Here is a 19833-nt window from a genome sequence, read left to right as displayed (position 1 = left end):
TGTCTGACAGGTTCATGCCTCAAGTGTGGTCGCACTCACGGCGAGTGTCAACCGGCTCGCATCAGAGCAGGGCGCGGATCGCATTCTCGAAACCGACGACGTGTTCGATCGTCAATTCGGCGGCTTTGTCCGCGTCGCCGTCGATGATGGCGTGCAGCAGCGGAATATGTTCGCGAACATGGCTTGCGACGTCGGGTAGGCGGTCGAGGAAAAGGCACCAGATTCGCGTCGCGTGTGCGTCCTGGCAGACGAGCACATCCTCCAGGTACGGATTGCCCGAGGCGCGGTAGATCTCCCGGTGCACGCGCACGTCGATCTGCAGTAGTGCGCGATTGTCGTGGTCGGTAGGGGCGATCTGGGAAATCTCCTCGGCGAGATCGGTCAGGCGGAGCTTTGTCGCCGCGCCCGCACTGCTCGCTGCCCGCGCGGCGGCGAGCGGCTCCAATTGTTTGCGGATCTCCGAGATGTGCGCGAGGTCGGTGATGTCGACCGTCGTTGCGAAGGTGCCGCGCCGCGGGAAGGCGACGACGAGGCGATCGCGCTCGAGTCGTTTCAGCGCTTCGCGGACCGGCGTGCGGCCGAACCCGAGCGACCGCGCGACGACATCGTCGTTGATCGGCTCGTTCGGGCGGATGTCGAGCAGGACGAGGCGCTCGCGGATGAGTTCGTAGGCGCGATCCGCATCGGTCGGCGCGCTCTCGGTGAGCAGCGGTGCAAGGCTCACGGTGCCTCCTGTGAGTGTTCCGACGAATATTTCTACGACCTGTTGACCACGACCTACACGCACTCTACTCTAACGACACACACTGATATATCAGTTCGCGATGACTGTTCGACAGGAGACGGTTGGATGTACCGAACCGACCAGATGGGTCCTGGCGCCGAACAGCTGGAACACCCTGACTTTCTGTGGCGCAACCCCGAACCGCGGCGGACCTACGACGTCGTGATCATCGGCGGCGGCGGGCACGGACTTGCAACGGCCCACTACCTTGCCCAGAACCACGGCATCACCAATGTTGCTGTGCTGGAGAAGGGTTGGCTCGCGGGCGGCAACATGGCCCGCAACACGACGGTTATTCGATCGAACTATCTGTGGGACGAGAGTTCGGCGATCTACGAACACTCGCTCAAACTCTGGGAGGGGCTCGAAGAAGATCTCGGGTATCCGATCCTGTTCAGTCAGCGAGGCGTGCTGAACCTCGCGCACAGCCTGCAGGACGTGCGCGACAGTGTGCGACGTGTAGAAGCCAACAGGCTCAACGGCATCGACGCGGAGTGGGTCGGGCCCGACGGCGTCAAGGAGCTGTGCCCGATCGTCAACGTCTCCGACGACATCCGCTATCCGGTCCTGGGAGCGACCTACCAACCGCGCGCGGGCATCGCGAAACACGACTACGTCGCATGGGGTTTCGCACGCCGAGCCGACGCTGCCGGCATCGACATCATCCAGGGTTGCGAGGTTGTCGGGTTCGAGACCGACGGAAACCGCGTGACGGGTGTCCGGACCAATCGCGGCACGATCGGCGCAGGCAAAGTCGCGCTGTGCGCGGCCGGGCACACGTCGGTGCTGACCGACATGCTCGGCATAGCCGTTCCCGTGCAAAGCCATCCACTGCAGGCATTGGTCTCCGAGCTACTCGAGCCTGTGCACCCGACCGTCGTCATGTCGAATGCCGTGCACGTCTACGTCTCCCAGGCGCACAAGGGAGAGTTGGTGATGGGGGCGGGTATCGACTCCTACAACGGCTTCGGTCAGCGCGGCGCATTCCACATCATCGAGCGGCAGATGGCAGCGGCGGTCGAGCTGTTTCCGATCTTCGCGCGCGCGCACCTGCTCCGAAGTTGGGGCGGCATCGTGGACGTGTGCCCGGACGCATCGCCGATCGTCGGCCGCACGCCCTACGACAACGTGTTCCTCAACTGTGGCTGGGGGACAGGCGGTTTCAAGGCAACGCCCGGTCTCGGCTGGTGCCTTGCTCAGACCCTCGCCTACGACGAACCCCATCCGTACATCGCGCCCTTCAGTCTGGATCGGTTCGTCACTGGCGCGTTGGTCGACGAACACGGCGCCGCAGCCGTCGCGCACTAGAAGGGCACAACATGCAACTCATCGAATGCCCCTGGTGCGGCTCGCGTGAAGAAACCGAGTATCACTACGGCGGCCAAGCGCACGTCGCATACCCGAGTGACCCTGCTGCGCTGACCGACGAGCAGTGGGCCCACTACGTGTTCTTCCGTTCGAATCCGAAGGGCGCCTTCGCGGAGCGGTGGTACCACGCAGCCGGATGCCGCCGCTGGTTCAACGCGGTACGCGACACTGCGACGTATCGCTTCCAGAGTGTCTACCGCCCCTCCGATCCGAAGCCGACCGAGCAGAAGCCGACATTGTCATGACAGAGCCCTTTCGCACTAGCGGCGGACGAATCGACCGAAACACCCCGTACAGCTTCATCTTCGACGGCCAGCCGCTGACCGGCTACCGGGGTGACACCCTTGCTTCTGCATTGCTTGCACACGGCATCGGAAAGATCACCACCAGCATCAAATTCGGGCGCCCGCGCGGCATCACCGCGGCGTGGGCAGAAGACACCGGCGGCCTCGTGCAGATCGAGGCGCCCTTTCCCGAGGCGATGTTGCTTGCCAGCACCGTCGAGCTCTACGACGGATTGGTCGCCAACGGTATTCCCGGTCGCGGCAGGTTGGCCGACTCGGCCGATGAAAGTCGTTACGATGCACGACATCTGCATACCGATGTGCTTGTGGTCGGGGCGGGACCCGCCGGCTTGATCGCTGCACTGACGGCTGCTCGAAGTGGCGCCCGGGTTGTCCTGATCGACGAGCAATCCGAAGCGGGCGGGTCTCTGCTCGGTAGCGCCGACTCGATCGACGGTGCACCTGCCACAGCCTGGGTGCGCGACGTGGTCGCGGAGTTGGCGACCTTCCCCGAGGTGCGGCACCTGCAGCGCACAACAGCTTTCGGCAATTATGACGACGGCTTCGTCCTCGCACTCGAACGTCGCACCGACCATCTCGGCTTCGATGCACCGAAAAATGTTTCGCGCCAACGAGTATGGCGAATTCGGGCGCGCCACACCGTGATCGCGTCCGGCGCGCACGAGCGTCCGATCGTGTTCGGAGACAACGACCGCCCCGGCATCATGCTCGCCGACGGTGCCTGCACGTTCTTGCATCGCTACGGAGTGCGTGCGGGTAACGAGGCTGTCGTCTTCACGACCAACGACAGTGCGTACGTCGCTGCGTTCGACCTCGCCGACGCCGGCGTCACGATCAACGCCGTGGTCGACGCCCGCGCCGACGGACCCGCTGCGCTGCAACAGGAATGTGCCAGGCGCGGTATTGCCGTGCATTCCGGGGCCGTGGTCAGCGGAACGTCCGGGACCGACCGAATCAGTCACGCACTGGTCGGAGACGAGTCGATCCCGTGCGACCTCCTGCTGGTCAGCGGCGGCTGGAATCCCGCTGTGCACCTGTTCAGCCAGGTTCGCGGAGAGCTGCGCTACGACGACGGCCTGGGCGCGTTCGTTCCCGGTGAGAGTCTCGACGGCGTTCAGGTAGCCGGGTCCGCGAACGGTGTGCTCGACCTCGCAGGCTGCCTGCGCGACGGTAAGCGTGCGGCGACGGACGCCGGAATGGGCGACGACGCCTCCCTCCCCGAAGCGTCCGGCGCGCAGGTCGAGGCCGAACCGCTGGTCCTGTGGCACGTTGCCGATACCGCAGCGGGTAGCACGGGTGCCACCTCGTTCGTCGATCTGCAACGTGATGCCACCGTCGCAGACCTGCGCAGGGCCGTCGGTGCCGGGATGCGATCGATGGAACACATCAAGCGCTACACAACAATCGGCACCGCGCACGATCAAGGCAAGACGTCGGGTGTCATCGCGTCGGGTATCACGGCCGACCTGCTCGGGGTGCCGATCGCCGACCTCGGCACCACCACCTTCCGCCCGCCGTACACACCGGTTGCCTTCGCAGCACTCGCCGGGCGCGGCCGAGGCACGCTCTTCGATCCGGAACGCACGACGGCGCTGCATGATTGGCACGTGGAGCATGGCGCGGTCTTCGAGGACGTCGGGCAGTGGAAGCGACCTCGGCACTACCCGCGACCGAACGAGGACATGGACGCCGCGGTGCTGCGCGAATGTGCCGCCGTCAGAACGTCCGTCGGCATTCTGGACGGCTCGACGCTCGGCAAGATCGACGTGCAGGGCGAGGACGCGGGCGAACTACTCGACCGGATCTACACCAACATGATGAGCAACCTGAAGGTCGGCAGCGTCCGCTACGGCGTGATGTGTGGCGTCGACGGGATGGTCATCGACGACGGCACCGTCATGCGCCTGGAGGCGAACCGCTTCATCGTGTTCACCACAACCGGTGGTGCCGCGAAGATTTTGGAGTGGATGGAGGAGTGGGTCCAGACCGAATGGCCCGACCTTCGGGTTCGCCTCGCCTCGGTCACCGAACACTGGTCGACGTTCCCCGTTGTCGGTCCGCGCTCGCGCGACGTGGTCGCCGCTGTGTTCCCTGATCTCGACGTCGCGAACGAATCGTTCCCGTTTATGACGTGGCGCGACACCAGCATCGGAGAGGTACCCGTCCGGGTGGCACGCATCAGCTTCTCCGGCGAGCTTGCCTACGAGGTCAACGTCAATTCCTGGTACGCACAACCGTTGTGGGAACGCCTGATCGAGGCAGGGGAGCCCTACGGGATCACCCCGTACGGCACCGAGACCATGCACGTTCTGCGCGCCGAGAAGGGTTACCCGATCGTCGGTCAGGACACGGACGGGACAGTCACCCCGCAGGATCTCGGGATGGGTTGGGCGGTGTCGAAGAAGAAGCTCGATTTCATCGGCAAGCGATCGTTCGCACGCACCGAGAATCAGAATCCGTTGCGCCGCCAGCTGGTCGGGCTGCTGCCGACCGATCGCGATGTCGTCCTTCCCGAAGGATCGCAGATCATCGAGTTCCGCAACGACGAGACTCTGCCGCCGCCACCGGTTCCCATGGTCGGGTACGTGACCTCCAGTTACCGTTCGGCCGAGCTCGGCCGGTCCTTCGCCCTCGCTCTCGTCCAGGCAGGGCGGTCCCGAATCGGTGAGACTCTGCACGTGCCGATCGGCTCGACCTTGGTTCGTGTCGAAGTAACCGGCTCCGTACTCGTAGACCCGGAAGGGGCCCGTCGCGATGGCTGAAACCTTGGTGCGTACAAGTCCGTTGGCGAGCTGGGCACCGCGGTTCGCTGTGTTGCCCGCGACGCTGCAGGTGACCGAGGAACCGTGTGTGACGATGATCGATCTGCGTTCGGACGCCGCGGGTGCCGATGCGGTGGCCGCTCGTATCGGGTTCCAATTGCCCACTGCGGCATCCACATACACGGTCGGTGGTGACATCGCGGCGATCTGGCTCGGTCCCGACGAATGGCTGATCACCAGCACGGTCGACGCCGGCGTCACCTTCGAAACCGAACTGCGCGAGTTGGTCGGCCCGTTCGGCGGAACCGCGACGGACGTTTCGGCGCAACGCACCTCGCTGTTGCTTCGGGGTGCCAACGCCCGCGACCTGCTAGAGCAGGGTTGCTCGCTCGACCTACACCCACGTGTGTTCGTTCCCGGTACCGCAGCGCAAACCATGGTCGGTCAGGCGGGTGTCGTGCTGATGGCAGTGGACGGCACCGGAACCAACTACCGAATCCTGGTCCGATCGTCGTTCGCGCACTATTTCGCGGCGTGGATCCTCGACGCCGCAACAGAATTCATCGACATCGAAGGATCACGATGACAACCAACTTCACGTTGACACTGACCTGCAAGGAACGTCCGGGGATCGTCGGTTCGATCAGTTCGTTCCTCTTCCAGCACGGTTGCGACATCGTCGAGCATCAGCAGTTCGACGACGTCCGGCGCGGATCGTTCTTCATGCGAACGGCATTCGTGTCCGCAGAGGAATCGAACACCGAAACCCTCGCCGCCCAATTCGACGAGATTGCCAACGAACTCGGTACCTCCTTCGAGATCGCCGACGACCGACCGCAGCGGATACTCGTGATGGTGTCCAAGCTCGGACACTGCCTCAACGACCTCATCTTCCGTTGGCGCTCGGGCACATTGGGCGCGGAAATCGTCGCCGTCGTGTCCAATCACGAGGACCTGCGGGCGATGGCAGAAGCGGTCGGGCTGCCGTACATCCATGTGCCGGTGACACCGGACACCAAAGCCGACGCCGAAGTTCGGCTACTGGAACTCGTCTCGGAGTACGAAGTCGACCTGGTCGTCCTTGCGCGCTACATGCAGGTGCTGTCCGACGACCTGTGCCGCGCGCTGCACGGACGCGCGATCAACATTCACCATTCCTTCCTGCCGGGGTTCAAAGGTGCGAAGCCCTACCACCAGGCGTTCGACCGCGGCGTCAAGTATGTCGGCGCCACAGCGCATTACGTGACCCCCGACCTGGACGAGGGTCCGATCATCGAGCAGGAGGTGATTCGGATCGATCACACCTTCGATCCGGGGCGCCTCGCAACGGTCGGCAGTGACGCGGAAGCGATCGCGCTGTCGCGAGCCGTGCGCTGGCATTGCCAGCATCGAGTACTGCTGAACGACACGAGCACCGTCGTATTTCGTTGAGAACCGAATCGATCGAAGAGAGGCACGGCCCATGTCTGTAGAACACGACTGGTTGACGATTGCTACCAGCAGAAACTTCTTCGAATCGCCGGTGCGGGTCAGCCTGTCGCCGGATGCCGCAAAGTCGGTCGGTGCTGTGACGGCACTCGAGTTGCCAACTGTCGGGACGTTCGTCGAAGCGGGAATGCAGTGTGGTGCTGCGACGTCCGCTGCGAATACAACGGGGCTGTTCTCACCCGTCAGCGGGCGAGTCACCATTGTCAACGACGAGGTCGGCCGCCATCCCGAGTTGACGACGTCGGATCCGGGTGGTGCGGGCTGGCTGTTCGCGGTGCTGCCGTCACACGCGTGAGCGAGCCCGTTCGATCTGCTTGCGGTAGCGAGTGAACAGGCGGGGATTGTCGAGTGCGAACACTGCGACAACCTCGCCCGAGCGTTCGTAGACGACCGTGAACGACGCGGCATCCGCGTTGCCGTCGACGAATTTCACGTCGTCGTCCGGCCGGCGGCGACCAGCGAACTGCAGACGAGCGCCGTACTGATCGGACCAGAAATACGGTGCGGTCGCTGTTGCTTCGGTACTTCCCATGATCGTGCGAGCGACGGTGCGCGCCTGCGCGGTCGCGTTCGTCCAGTGCTCGCTTCGGTGATGGGTACCGAGTTCGTCGACGTAGGTGCGCGCGCAATCGCCGATCGCGTAGATGCCCGAAATCGAAGTCCTGCACTGGGAATCGGTCAGGAAGCCGTTGTCGACGTCGATCTCCGACATCGCTGCCCACTCGACGTTGGGCACAGCCCCGATGCCAACGACGAGCGCTTCGCACCGCAGTACGGAGCCGTCGCTCAGTTCGACGCCGGAGATGCGCTTGTCTCCGAGCAGTCGCTCGACTGTGACGCCCGTGCGCAGCCGGACTCCGTTGGCGCTGTGCTTGGCGACGCACAGTGCGCCGAGTTCTGCGCCGAGAATGCCGGCAAGGGGAGTTGGTGAGGCTTCGACGATCGTCACATCGAGGCCGAGTGCAGCGGCCGACGACGCGACCTCGGCACCGATGAACCCTGCGCCGATCACAACGAGACGCAGCGACGATGCAAGCGAATCCCGCAGTGCTCTGGCGTCGTCGAGTGTGCGTAGCGTGTGCACCCCATCGAGTTCGGCCAGGTTCGGAAGGGTCCGGGCACGCGCGCCCGTTGCGATGACAACCTGATCGGCAGTGACGGCCGAACCGTCGGCGAGAAGAAGTTCGTGGCGGGAGTCCGGCCGTGCTGTGAGGCCGATCGCCCTGCGGCCGAGCAGCCAAGTGACGTCGAGTTGGTCAGCATCGTCGCTGCCGGGTTCGACCAGCGGCACGTTGTGGTCGTTGCCGTGCAGAAATTCCTTCGAAAGGGGTGGGCGGTCGTAGGGCAGGTGCACCTCGTCGCCGACAACAGTGATCGCCCCGCTGTAGCCCTCGGCGCGCAATGCACACCGCGGACAGACCAGCGAGCGATGCGCCGACTACGGCAACGGAATCCGGCGGATTCATGGCGTTGTCGGAAGTTCCAGGTACACGTCGCCGTCGCTGACAGCGACGCCGTAGGTCTGCACTGCAACCTTCGCGGGTGGGCCCGAAACCAGGCCGGTGCGCAAATCGAAACATGATTCGTGCAAAGGACATTCGACGGTGCAGTCTTCGACCCAGCCGTCGGCAAGCGACGCATCCTGATGGGTGCACGTGTCGTCGATCGCAAACAGGCCCTCGTCCGTGTGAAAGATCGAGATCGCTGCACGGCCGGGAATCTTGGCTGTGTGGACCTCTCCGACGGGTAGTTCGTCGAGGCGGCAGACGCGGACGGTCGAGGCGGTGACGGAAGTCGCTGTACCAGTCATCTGAATCCTTAGCGAGTTGCTTATAACGCAACAGGCGCGCTATATGCAACAGGGTGCCTTGTTTCGCCCCGCCCGTCAAGACGAGAATCGGACATCGAACGCCGGTCGGACTAACGTTGGCCACATGAGCGATCGCGAACAGATCGACGGCAACGACGCGGACCGGCGTTCGGGCGCTGCCGTGCAGTCGGTCGATCGTGCGTTGCTCGTCCTGGAAATACTTGCCGCGCAAGGTTCGGCAGGCATCACCGAAATCGCCGATGAGCTGGGTGTACACAAGTCCACGGTCTCGCGTCTCGTCGGTGTCCTCGAAAAGCGTGGGTTCGTGGAGCAGCTGAGCGATCGGGGCAAGTACCGCCTCGGGTTCACGGTCGTGCGACTCGCGGGTGCCACGGTTGCGGGTCAGGATCTTTCGAAGGCATCGCAAGCGCGCTGCGACGCCCTTGCTGAGGAGGTGGGCGAGACCGTCAACCTCGCGATCCTCGAGGGCGATCGGGCGATCAACATCGTCGAGGCCGCAGGTGCGGCAGGCGTCTCGCTGCGAACCTGGGTCGGCCAGGCGAGTCCGGCGCACGCGACGTCGAGCGGCAAGATGTTGATCAGTGAACTGTCTGCACAGGAGTTGCGCGAACGCCTCGGTGCGAAGCTCGAAAAATATACGGACAACACGATCACGACATATCCGGCACTCGAACGTAATTTGGCTCAGGCGCGCGAGCAAGGCTGGATCGTCGCAGTGGAGGAACTGGAGACGGGACTGCACGCGCTGGCGGCTCCCGTTCGCGATCACACCTCGAAAATTGTTGGTGCGCTGACAATTTCGGGTCCGGCCTATCGGATGCCCGCAGCCCGATTCGACGATCTCGCGGCACGGGCAGTCGACGTCGGAGCTGAAATCAGTGCGCGCCTCGGGTACCTACCCCGCCTGTCTCGTCGCTGACATTCCGCCGCCCGAGTAACCAATCTGTGTCGGGCTGATTTCGTCTGCTCACACTGGTTGACAAGGGGCTTTTCGAGGTTCACGCTTTGTTGCGTACTGCACACCATGTTGCGTGCTGCGCAACAACTGGAGGCTCTTGTGGCTCAGCCGAAAGTCGTCATCATCGGGGCCGGGATCGTCGGCACGTCGTTGGCCGACGAGATCACCGCTCGCGGTTGGACGGACGTAACCGTCCTCGATCGCGGCCCACTGTTCGCGACCGGCGGGTCGACCTCGCACGCGCCAGGATTGGTTTTTCAGACCAATCCGTCGAAGACGATGAGCGAGTTCGCGCGCTACACCGCGACCAAGTTCGGGTCCCTCGAGCATCCCGGCGGGTGGTGCTTCAATCCGGTCGGTGGGCTCGAGGTCGCGACGACTCCGCAGCGACTGACCGAGTTGCACCGCAAGTCGGGTTGGGCGCAATCCTGGGGCATCCAAGGTCGCCTGCTCGACGCCGCCGAATGCGCGACACTGCACCCGCTTCTCGATGCCGACCGGATACTCGGCGGATTCCACACCCCCGCAGACGGTCTGGCCAAGTCACTGCGCGCCGCGGAGGCGCAAGCCAACCGCGCGATCGCACGGGGAGCACAGTTTCGACCACATCAGGATGTGGTCGAAGTGCTGAGCACCGGTGGCCGAGTGACAGGTGTCCGGACAGCCGACGGCGTCGTCGACGCGGACGTCGTCGTGTGTGCCGCCGGTTTCTGGGGTGCCCAGCTCGGCAAGACCGTCGGACTGACGATTCCGCTCGTCCCGATGGCGCATCAATACGTCAAGACGGGGCAGGTGGCCGAACTGGTCGGCCGCAACAGCGACATTGCCGAAGCCGGTCTGCCGATCCTTCGTCATCAGGATCAGGATCTGTATTACCGCGAGCATGGCGATCGCATCGGCATCGGGTACTACGGACACAAACCGATGCCAGTCGACATGGCAACGCTGCTGACCGATACCGCCGGCGAGCAGATGCCGTCGATGCTGCCGTTCACCGACGACGACTTCGCGCCTGCCTGGCGGGAAAGTCTGCAATTGCTGCCCACACTGGGTGATTCGAAGATCGAGGAGGGTTTCAACGGGATCTTCTCCTTCACCCCCGACGGTATGTCGATCATGGGGGAGCATCGCGACCTGTCCGGCTTCTGGGTTGCCGAGGCAGTGTGGGTGACACATTCGGCCGGCGTCGCAAAAGCTATGGCGGAGTGGATCATCGAGGGTGCACCACGCACCGATGTCCACGAATGCGATCTGTACAGGTTTGAAAAGCCTGCGCTCAGTGCAGATTTCATTCTCGAAACCAGTTCGCAGGCCTTCGTCGAGGTCTACGACATCGTCCACCCCCATCAGTTCCGGGAGAAGTTGCGCGGGCTGCGGACGAGCCCGTTCTACACCCGCGAGCAGGAACTCGGCGCCTTCTTCTTCGAGGGCGGGTGTTGGGAGCGACCGGCCTGGTACGAGTCCAATGCACCACTGCTGCAGCAGCTTCGAGATCGGGGTACGCATATCCCGGAACGCGAACCATGGTCGGCGAAGTTCTACTCGCCGATCTCGATCGCGGAATCGGTGTGGACCCGCGAGCACGTCGCGATGTACGACATGACACCGCTGACCCGCTACGAGGTCGCGGGGCCAGGGGCGCTCGAGTTGCTGCAACGTCTGACGACGAACAATCTCGACAAGTCGGTCGGGTCGGTGACCTACACGCTGATGCTCGACGAGACCGGCGGCATCCGCAGCGATCTGACCGTTGCGCGGCTGAGCCCGACGAGCTTTCAAGTAGGCGCGAACGGGCCACTCGATTTCGACTGGATCACCCGGCAGCTACCCGACGACGGCTCGGTGACACTGCGCGACATCACCGGCGGCACGTGTTGTATCGGCGTCTGGGGTCCGGCAGCACGTGATCTGGTGCAGCCCCTGTGTCCCGACGATATTTCTCATCCGGGCTTGAAGTACTTCCGTTCCTTGCAGACCTACCTCGGAGCGATCCCGGTCACGATGATGCGCGTCTCCTACGTCGGAGAGCTCGGTTGGGAGATCTACACGACCGCCGAACACGGTGCCGCACTGTGGGATCTGCTGTGGCAGGCCGGCCGCGATCATGGCGTCATAGCAGCAGGCCGGATCGCGTTCAACAGTCTGCGAATCGAAAAGGGTTATCGCTCGTGGGGCGCCGACATGACCGCCGAGCACACACCGAAAGCGGCCGGTGTCGATTTTGCGGTGCGCCCGGCGAAAGGTGAGTTCATCGGAAAAGCGGCGCTCGAGTCCGCCGACGAACCACGGACGATGTTGCGCAGCATCGTCTTCGACGATCCAGCCGCAATCGTGCTCGGCAAGGAACCGGTGCTGATCGACGGTGCCCCGGTCGGCTATGTCACGAGCGCCGCATACTCGGCGACCATCGGGCGCTGCATCGCCTACGCCTGGCTGCCCGCGACAGTGGAACCCGGCGATGTGGTGACTGTCGAGTACCTGGGGACCACTCGGGCCGCGGTCGTACACACCGAACCCGTCGTCGACCCCGACATGACCAGGATTCGGAGGTAACGGGCAATGACGACAACCGACCTGCCCGACACTGTCGACCCCGCCCCCGGACCAGCCCTGATCCGGACGTTGGGCGGCGAAAGCTATACCAGCCCCGCCATCTTCGAAGCGGAACAGGAGCACGTCTTCGAGGCGATGTGGTTCTGCGCGGTCCGCGCTGGGGACCTGGCACATCCCGGTGCATTCAGAAAGATTCAGGTCGGCAGGGAGAGCGTGCTCGTCGTCCGCGGCCGCGATCACGAGCTACGGGCTTTCCTCAACGTGTGTCGGCATCGCGGCGCGATGTTGTGTACCGAGGACGAAGGTCAGGTGCGGAGAAATCTGCGGTGTCCCTACCACGCCTGGACCTACGGCCTCGACGGCAAACTTGTTGCAGCGCCCAACATGGCGTCCCTCAAGGATGCTTCCGGACGCGATATCGACCGCGTCGAATTCGGTCTCGTTCCTGTGGCACTGCGCGAATGGCTCGGCTACGCCTGGGTGTGCCTCGCCGACGACCCGCCGTCGTTCGAGGCCGAGGTGATGGGTGCGATCACCGAGCGGCTCGGCGACCCGACAGCGATCGACAACTATCGGATCGACCAGCTGGAGGTCGGCCGGCGGGTTGTCTACGACGTCGCTGCGAACTGGAAGCTCATCGTCGAGAACTTCATGGAGTGCTATCACTGCGCCACCATCCACCCCGAACTGACCGAGGTGCTGCCGGAATTCAAGGACGGGCTTGCCGCGCAGTACTTCGTCGGCCACGGTGCCGAGTTCGGTAGCGACGTATCCGGATTCACGATCGACGGCTCGGCGGGCTTCGAGACGCTGCCCGGCGTCGCACCGGAACAGGATCGTAAGTACTACGCAATCACGGTAAGGCCGACGGTGTTCGTGAACCTCGTGCCCGACCACATCATCTTTCACCGCATGTATCCCATGGCGCACGATCGCACGATCGTCGAATGCGACTGGTTGTACACCGAGGATGTGATTGCCGAAGGACGCGACGTCTCGCGGTCCGTCGAGCTTTTTCACCGCGTCAACGAACAAGATTTCGACGCATGTGAGCGAACTCAACCGGCAATGTCGTCACGGGCATACCGTCATGGGGGTGTGCTCGTCCCCGCCGAGCATCACATCGCCGAGTTCCACAACTGGATAGTCGGCAAGCTGGGCAATTCGGGCAACGAAGGTGGCGAATGAGTGTGAGCGGTGACCTCCCGGATCTGTATATCGGCGGTGCATGGGTGCACTCGTCGGACGGCGGTAAGCGCGAGTTGATCAATCCCGCCGACGGCAGCGTCGTCGCCGTTGTCGACGAGGCGACATCGGACGACGCAACCCGCGCGGTCGCAGCTGCTCGAGCCACGTTCGACGAGGGATCGTGGCCCGCAACACCTGTGTCGGAGCGCGCCGCGCTGCTGACCCGCATCGCCGATCTACTCGTTCGCGACAAGGAGTTGCTGGCGCGGATCGAAACCGACGACACCGGCAAGACGTTGGTGGAGAGCCGAATCGACATCGACGACGTCGTCTCGGTGTTCAGGTACTACGCCGAGTTGATTGCGGTGTCGTCGGACCGGCTCGTCGACGTCGGCGACCCAACGGTGATCAGCAGGGTGGTTCGCGAGCCGATCGGCGTGTGCGTTCTCATCGCGCCGTGGAACTATCCACTGCTGCAGATCTCCTGGAAGATCGCACCCGCGTTGGCAGCGGGTTGCACGATGGTGGCGAAGCCGAGCGAGGTCACGCCGCTGTCCACGATCGCGTTCGTCCGCCTCGCCGAAGAAGCAGGCGTGCCTCCGGGTGTGCTGAATCTCGTGCAGGGTAGTGGCGCGGTTCTCGGTGCAGCACTTACCGATACCGACGACGTCGACCTGATCTCGTTCACCGGAGGCCTCGCGACGGGACGTCGGATCGCCGAGATAGCAGCCCGACGCGTGACCAAGGCTGCCGTCGAGCTCGGTGGAAAGAATCCGCACATCGTGTTCGCCGACGCCGAGTGGGAAAGTTCGGTCGATCAGGTGTTGACGGGAGTGTTCCTGCATTCGGGTCAAGTGTGCTCGTCGGGAACCAGGTTGATCGTCGAAGAATCCATCGCAGACGACTTCGTTGCCGAACTGGCGAAGCGAGCCGCGAAGATCAAGTTCGGCAACGGCCTCGACCCCGCGAGCGAGACCGGACCACTGGTGTCCGAGCAACACCGCGAGAAGGTCGAAGCATATGTGGCTCTTGGTATTTCCGAGGGAGCGAAGCTGGTGGTCGGTGGCGAACGCCCGACCGATCCGACCTTCGCGACCGGGAGTTTCTATCCACCGACGATCTTCGATCGATGCGACCGCACCATGCGCATCGTCACCGAAGAGACGTTCGGACCCATTCTCACCGTCGAGCGGTTCACGACGGAAGAGGAGGCGATCATGCTCGGCAACGACACCGAATACGGTCTTGCAGCAGGTGTTCGGACATCGGACGCCGCGCGTGGTGAGCGGGTAGTCCGTGCGCTGCGGCACGGCACGGTCTGGTTGAACGACTTCGGCTACTACACGGCGGCCGCAGAGTGGGGCGGGTTCAAGAAGTCGGGCAACGGGCGCGAGCTCGGACCGGCGGGACTCGCGGAATACCAAGAGATGAAACATATCTGGCACAACACCGCACCGAAGCCAGCGGGCTGGTTCAAGGGCGACTGACCGTTTCCCGGCGCACCACGAGCGCTCCACGAATGTTCCAGAAGGATCGGAAAACATCTTCTCGGTCGGAACCGTTCAGTCCCGGCCTCGCACGCCGCAAGAGAGGCAGACCATGGCAATCAACACCGACAATGTGCCGGGCGACAACGGGATGGAGGATTTCGGCTACAAGGAATCCCTCGACCGAAGTATCGGCAAGTTCGCCAGTTTCGCGGCGGGCGTCAGCTATATCTCGATTCTGACCGGGACGTTTCAGCTGTTCTACTTCGGGTTCGGCACCGCAGGCCCCGCGTATCTGTGGTCGTGGCCTGCAGTGTTCATCGGTCAGATGGCCGTCGCACTGTGCTTCATGGAGTTGGCTGCCAAGTATCCGATTGCGGGCGCCGTCTACAACTGGTCGAAGATCCTCGGTAGCAAGATCGTCGGCTGGGTATCGGGCTGGCTGATGCTCACGGCGTCGATCGTGACGCTGGCGGCGGTCGTGCTGGCGCTGCAGCTCAACCTGCCGCGGCTGTGGAGCGGATTCCAGTTGATCGGTGACGGCACCGGCTCGAAGGACTTCGCTGCCAACGCGGTGTTGCTCGGCACGATCATGATCGTGTTCACCACGACCATCAATGCCCTCGGCGTTCGCCTTATGGCAATGATCAACAGTGCAGGCGTTTTCATCGAGCTCATTGCCGCGGTTATGATCGCTATCCTGCTGGCAGCCAACATTACTCGTGGACCCGACGTCTTCTTCTCCACACACGGCTACGGTGCTGGCGAGACCGGCGGCTATCTCAGTGCATTCCTCGTGGCCTCGCTTGCCTCCGGTTACGTGATGTACGGCTTCGACACAGCCAGTTCGCTCGGTGAGGAAACTGTCGAGCCGCGACGCACGGCGCCGAAGGCGATCCTGCGCGCGATCCTCGCGTCGTTCGTCATCGGTGGCGCGATTCTCGTCTTCGCCGTGATGGCTGCGCCGGACCTCGAAGACCCGAAGCTCGGTAGCCCGGACGGAAGTCTGCAGTACATCGTCGAAGCAGTCATGTGGGGCCCGCTCGGCACGATCTTCCTGTGCTGCATCGTCGTTGCCGTCACAGTCTGCTCGCTGGCGGTCCATACGGCGGCGATCCGGCTCACGTTCGCCATGGCACGCGACAACGCGCTGCCGTTCGGCGAGAAGCTGGCCCGCGTGCATCCCAAAACCCAGACTCCTGTTGTTCCGGCCATCGTGATCGGCGTTATCGCAATTTTGATCCTCGTCGTGAACATCGGTCAGCCGCAGATCTTTACGGTTCTCACCTCGATCGCGATCATCATGATCTACCTCGCCTACCTGATGGTCACAGGTCCGCTGCTCAAGAAGCGCTTGCAGGGCACCTGGCCCCCGAAGGACCTGAAAGCGGGCGGTTACTTCACCATGGGCCGCTGGGGCCTCCCGGTGAACATCCTTGCCGTGGTGTGGGGCGCCGGTATGGCGATCAACCTCGCGTGGCCGCGCACCGCCGTCTACGGCACGCCTTGGTACAACCAGTGGGGTGCGTTCGTCTACATCGGCGGGATCCTCGGGCTCGGCCTGCTCTGGTACGGACTGAAGGGCCGCAACCACATCGGCACCCTGGCGTCGCACGCAGCGCCTGCCAAGGTAGCCCCGGAGAGCAAAGACGTGGCCGATGTCTGACGTCGCTTCCAAAGACACCTTCGACTATGTGATCGCAGGCGGCGGTACCGCAGGGTGTGCGCTTGCTGCACGGTTGAGCGAGGACCCGTCGGTGACGGTGTGTCTCATCGAGGCCGGACCATCCGACGTCGGCGACGACAACATTCTGGTGCTGTCGGAATGGATGCATCTGCTGGATTCGGGCTACGACTGGGACTACCCGATCGAACCGCAGGAGAAGGGCAACAGCTTCATGCGGCACGCCAGGGCCAAGGTTCTCGGCGGATGTTCGTCGCACAATTCGTGCATCGCGTTCTGGCCGCCTGCGGAGGGCCTCGACGAGTGGGAGGCAATGGGCGCCACCGGCTGGGGTGCGCGCGACGTGCTGAAGTACGTCACACGGCTCGAAAACAACGATGCACCAGGCGATCTGCATGGTCACAGTGGTCCGGTTCGGCTCAGAGACATCCCGCCGAACGATCCCTGCGGTCAGGCTGTCATCGATGCCGCGGCGAAGGTGGGGCTTCCGACTGTTCAGTTCAACCGTGGCACAACCGTTCTCAACGGTGCAGGCTGGTTTCAGATCAACGCGGGTGAAGACGGCTTACGTATGTCGACGTCGCACGCCTACCTGCACCCGATCATCGGTCAGCGTCCGAACCTCGAAGTGCGTACCGGTTATTGGGTCAGCGAGATTCTGATCGACGAGTCGCTTGCAGCGACGGGAGTTCGGTATCAACGCCCCGACCTCACCGGCTACGACACGGTGAGCGCCCGTCGGGAGGTCGTCGTGACCGCCGGTGCGATCGACACCCCGAAGTTGCTGATGCTGTCAGGGATCGGTCCAGCCGCGCACCTGCGTGAGCACGGCATCACGGTTCGAGTCGATTCGCCGGGCGTCGGTGAGAATCTCGACGACCACGTGGAAGGGCTTGTGTTCTACGAGGCTTCACGGCCGATGGTGACGACATCGACGCAGTGGTGGGAGATCGGTCTTTTCGCGACAACCGTCGACGGTCTCGACCAACCCGATCTGATGATGCACTACGGCAGCGTGCCGTTCGACATGAACACGCTGCGTTGGGGCTATCCGACCACCGACAACGGATTCTGCTTGACGCCCAACGTGACTCAGGGCCGATCGCGCGGGACGGTGCGGCTGCGCTCCCGCGACTTCCGTGATCGAGCAAAGGTCGATCCGCGCTACTTCACCGACCCGGACGGCCACGACGAAGCTGTGATGCTGGCGGGGATCCGGTTGGCACGCAGGATCGCCGAACAGGAACCGTTGCGGGACTGGATCGCCCGCGAACTCGCGCCCGGTCCGGACGCGACGACCGACGAAGACCTTCTGGACTACATCCACAAGACCCACAACACCGTCTATCACCCTGCGGGAACCGCTCGGATGGGTGCGGTCGACGATCCGATGGCGGTGCTCGATCCCGAACTCCGGGTGAAAGGGGTGACGCGGCTACGCGTCGTCGATGCCTCGGCGATGCCGAAACTGCCTGCGATCAATCCGAACATCACGGTGATGACGATGGCGGAGAAGTGTGCAGATCTGATCAGGGGAGTATGAGCACGATGCCGCCCCGCGAATCGCCTGATTGCGACCACCTTTGACGGATCTGGCGTCGTTTCTGGTCGAGCACCCACCGTTCCAGTCGTTGGGGCCCGACGAGTTGGACGAGCTCGCCGGTGCGGCGACGGTCCACTCTTTCGAGACCGGCACGATCGTTGTCGATTACGGCGCTCATGTGCCTGAAGAGATCTGGATGGTGCAGACCGGTCAGGTGGTCCTGCTACCGGTGGGTGCGGAAGTCAGCACCGCCGAACCGATCGATACCGTCGCTCCCGGCGGTATCTTCGGGTTCTTTGCACTGTTGACCGACGGCGACGTCAAGTTCACGGCGCGCGCGAGCGAGCCGAGTGTCGTTGTTCGGTTGCCTGGCAACCTGGTTCGCCCGATCTTCGCGAAGCCCCCTGGACTTGCCTTTCTCGCGACGTCGGCGTGGAACTCGATGTCCGGCAGAACGAACGCGGTCGAGCAAGCCGCGTCGCGTCGCCCCGTCGGCGATCTGGTGAGGGCCGAGCCCGTCTTCACCACACCGGACACGACGGTTCGTGATGCGGTCAAACACATGACGGCGCAACGGACGTCGTACGTGTTGATTCCGCTTCGCGACGGCGACTACGGCATCTTCACCGATCGGGACCTGCGTACCCGAGTCGTTGCCGCGGGTGTCGGTATCGACGTTCCGATTCGGCAGGTGATGAGTGCTCCTGCCAAATGTGTCACCGCGGACCGTCTTGCAGCGACCGTGCTCATGGACATGCTGGAGATGGGTCTTCGGCACATGCCGGTGCTGACCCACCACGGTCGGGTGCTCGGTGTCCTCGAGGATGCCGACCTGCTCGCAGCATCGACGCGCCAGAGTTTCGTGCTGCGCCGTGCGATCGGACTGGCGGCCAACGCCGGCGAGCTGGAGGCTGTTACGGCTGGCATCACCGATCTTGCGGTCGACCTCTTCCGTGGCGGAACGGACGCGTCCGCGACGAGCGGCATACTTTCGGTCGTCATCGACAGTGTCGTCAGGCGTGCTCTCGAACTCGCGCTTGCCAATTCGGTCGGGATAGCGCCGTCGAAGTTCGCTTGGCTGACCCTCGGGAGTATCGCTCGTCGTGAAGCGATGCCGAGTTCCGACGTCGACAGCGCTCTGTCGTGGGCGGACGAACTCACCGCGGAGAAGGGGCGGTTTCTTCGGATGGCCGGGCGTGTGCACACCATTCTCGATGCGTGTGGCCTCCCAGGTGACAGCAACGGCGCCGTTGCCGCTAAGCCGTTGTTCGCGCGGTCTGCAGGCGAATGGACAAGTGCCACTGAAGAATGGCTCGACGACCCACTGAAGAATCGTGGGCTGATCATGTCGTCGTTGCTCGTGGACGGTCGGGTTGTGTGGGGCGACAACGCTCTGCACACGGTGCCCGCCGCCTATCGGACGATGCGTGCCGACCATCCCAACGCTCTGCGGCTGCAACTACTGAATGCGTTGTCCGACAAGGCCCGAATGTGGTCGCTGCGCGATGTCCTTTCGCGACGGGGCGGCACGTTCGACCTCAAGGCGCATGCGTTGACGCCGATCGTCAATCTCGCGCGGTGGGGTGGTCTGACGGTCGGCATAGCGTCTGCGTCGACCCCTGCCCGCCTCGAAGCGGCCGCGGGCAACGGGCTGTTGTCCGAGGCCGACTCGAAGATCTTGACCGAGGTGTTCGCGGTGCTGCAGGGGCTGCGCATGGCACATCAGGTCGATCAGATCGCCGCAGGACATACCCCGGGCGACATCGTCACGATGTCGGAGCTTTCGCCCCTCAACCGCAGCCTGCTCAGCGATGGGGTCCGTGAGATCGCAGCCGTGCAGCGGCGAATGAACAATCTGCTGGCCACGGCAACATAGGCGCGG

16 protein-coding genes are annotated in these 19833 nt (G+C 63.6%); 13 read left to right on the top strand and 3 right to left on the bottom strand.

From position 1 onward, the window contains the following. Positions 1–61 precede the first annotated feature (61 nt). Positions 62–724, bottom strand: coding sequence for a GntR family transcriptional regulator (locus tag JGU71_RS23855; RefSeq protein WP_199707045.1), 663 nt, complete (start codon positions 722–724; stop codon positions 62–64). A gap of 126 nt (positions 725–850) precedes the next feature. On the opposite strand from JGU71_RS23855, the gene JGU71_RS23850 reads away from it, so the two are divergent. From JGU71_RS23850 to JGU71_RS23825, 6 genes are read left to right on the top strand one after another with little or no spacing between them, the layout of a single operon-like run. After that, positions 851–2092, top strand: a complete 1242-nt coding sequence (locus JGU71_RS23850) for a sarcosine oxidase subunit beta family protein (protein WP_233530029.1) — start codon at positions 851–853, stop codon at positions 2090–2092. 11 nt (positions 2093–2103) lie between these two features. Further along, positions 2104–2397, top strand: coding sequence for a sarcosine oxidase subunit delta (locus JGU71_RS23845; protein ID WP_199707043.1), 294 nt, complete (start codon positions 2104–2106; stop codon positions 2395–2397). Beyond that, positions 2394–5219: a glycine cleavage T C-terminal barrel domain-containing protein gene (locus tag JGU71_RS23840; protein ID WP_199707041.1), complete on the top strand. Its 2826-nt coding sequence runs from the start codon at positions 2394–2396 to the stop codon at positions 5217–5219. Before JGU71_RS23845 ends, JGU71_RS23840 begins: the two co-directional genes overlap by 4 nt. Next, positions 5212–5805, top strand: a complete 594-nt coding sequence (locus JGU71_RS23835) for a sarcosine oxidase subunit gamma (RefSeq protein WP_199707039.1) — start codon at positions 5212–5214, stop codon at positions 5803–5805. Before JGU71_RS23840 ends, JGU71_RS23835 begins: the two co-directional genes overlap by 8 nt. Continuing rightward, a complete protein-coding gene (gene purU / locus JGU71_RS23830) occupies positions 5802–6650 on the top strand; it encodes a formyltetrahydrofolate deformylase (protein WP_199707037.1) in 849 nt (282 codons plus the stop codon). Before JGU71_RS23835 ends, purU begins: the two co-directional genes overlap by 4 nt. 31 nt (positions 6651–6681) lie before the next feature. Then, the gene (locus JGU71_RS23825; protein ID WP_199707035.1) at positions 6682–7002 is read left to right on the top strand and encodes a glycine cleavage system H family protein; all 321 of its coding nucleotides are present in this window, start codon (positions 6682–6684) and stop codon (positions 7000–7002) included. Here JGU71_RS23825 and JGU71_RS23820 read toward each other — a convergent pair. Beyond that, positions 6991–8109 carry an NAD(P)/FAD-dependent oxidoreductase gene (locus tag JGU71_RS23820; RefSeq protein ID WP_233530028.1) on the bottom strand — a complete coding sequence of 373 codons (1119 nt, stop codon included), beginning with the start codon at positions 8107–8109 and terminating at the stop codon, positions 6991–6993. The genes JGU71_RS23825 and JGU71_RS23820 overlap by 12 nt on opposite strands. A gap of 60 nt (positions 8110–8169) precedes the next feature. Then, complete coding sequence (locus tag JGU71_RS23815) at positions 8170–8517, bottom strand: bifunctional 3-phenylpropionate/cinnamic acid dioxygenase ferredoxin subunit (RefSeq protein WP_199707033.1); 348 nt, start codon at positions 8515–8517, stop codon at positions 8170–8172. Positions 8518–8641: 124 nt separating this feature from the next. Between JGU71_RS23815 and JGU71_RS23810 the strand changes: the two genes are divergently transcribed. The 7 genes from JGU71_RS23810 to JGU71_RS23780 all read left to right on the top strand — a co-directional run bounded on the left by JGU71_RS23810 (position 8642) and on the right by JGU71_RS23780 (position 19827). Continuing rightward, the gene (locus JGU71_RS23810; RefSeq protein ID WP_199707031.1) at positions 8642–9457 is read left to right on the top strand and encodes an IclR family transcriptional regulator; all 816 of its coding nucleotides are present in this window, start codon (positions 8642–8644) and stop codon (positions 9455–9457) included. A 138-nt stretch (positions 9458–9595) separates the two neighbouring features. Further along, on the top strand, positions 9596–12049 hold the full coding sequence (locus tag JGU71_RS23805; RefSeq protein WP_372433223.1) for a GcvT family protein: 2454 nt from the start codon (positions 9596–9598) through the stop codon (positions 12047–12049). Positions 12050–12055: 6 nt separating this feature from the next. Further along, the gene (locus tag JGU71_RS23800; protein ID WP_199707027.1) at positions 12056–13237 is read left to right on the top strand and encodes an aromatic ring-hydroxylating oxygenase subunit alpha; all 1182 of its coding nucleotides are present in this window, start codon (positions 12056–12058) and stop codon (positions 13235–13237) included. Then, positions 13234–14724 (top strand): aldehyde dehydrogenase family protein, encoded by a 1491-nt coding sequence (locus tag JGU71_RS23795; protein WP_199707025.1) that lies wholly within the window; start codon positions 13234–13236, stop codon positions 14722–14724. The genes JGU71_RS23800 and JGU71_RS23795 overlap by 4 nt, the downstream gene beginning before the upstream one ends. Before the next feature lie 112 nt (positions 14725–14836). Beyond that, positions 14837–16390 carry an APC family permease gene (locus JGU71_RS23790; RefSeq protein WP_199707024.1) on the top strand — a complete coding sequence of 518 codons (1554 nt, stop codon included), beginning with the start codon at positions 14837–14839 and terminating at the stop codon, positions 16388–16390. Beyond that, positions 16383–17951 carry a GMC family oxidoreductase gene (locus tag JGU71_RS23785; RefSeq protein ID WP_199707022.1) on the top strand — a complete coding sequence of 523 codons (1569 nt, stop codon included), beginning with the start codon at positions 16383–16385 and terminating at the stop codon, positions 17949–17951. Before JGU71_RS23790 ends, JGU71_RS23785 begins: the two co-directional genes overlap by 8 nt. A 40-nt stretch (positions 17952–17991) precedes the next feature. Continuing rightward, positions 17992–19827, top strand: coding sequence for a putative nucleotidyltransferase substrate binding domain-containing protein (locus JGU71_RS23780; protein WP_199707021.1), 1836 nt, complete (start codon positions 17992–17994; stop codon positions 19825–19827). The last annotated feature ends 6 nt before the right edge of the window (positions 19828–19833 follow it).

The organism is Antrihabitans stalagmiti (assembly GCF_016482825.1).
GTDB classification, from domain to species: domain Bacteria; phylum Actinomycetota; class Actinomycetes; order Mycobacteriales; family Mycobacteriaceae; genus Antrihabitans; species Antrihabitans stalagmiti.
Note: the sequence above shows the minus strand (reverse complement) of the source record. Positions and strands in the feature narration are given on the sequence as shown.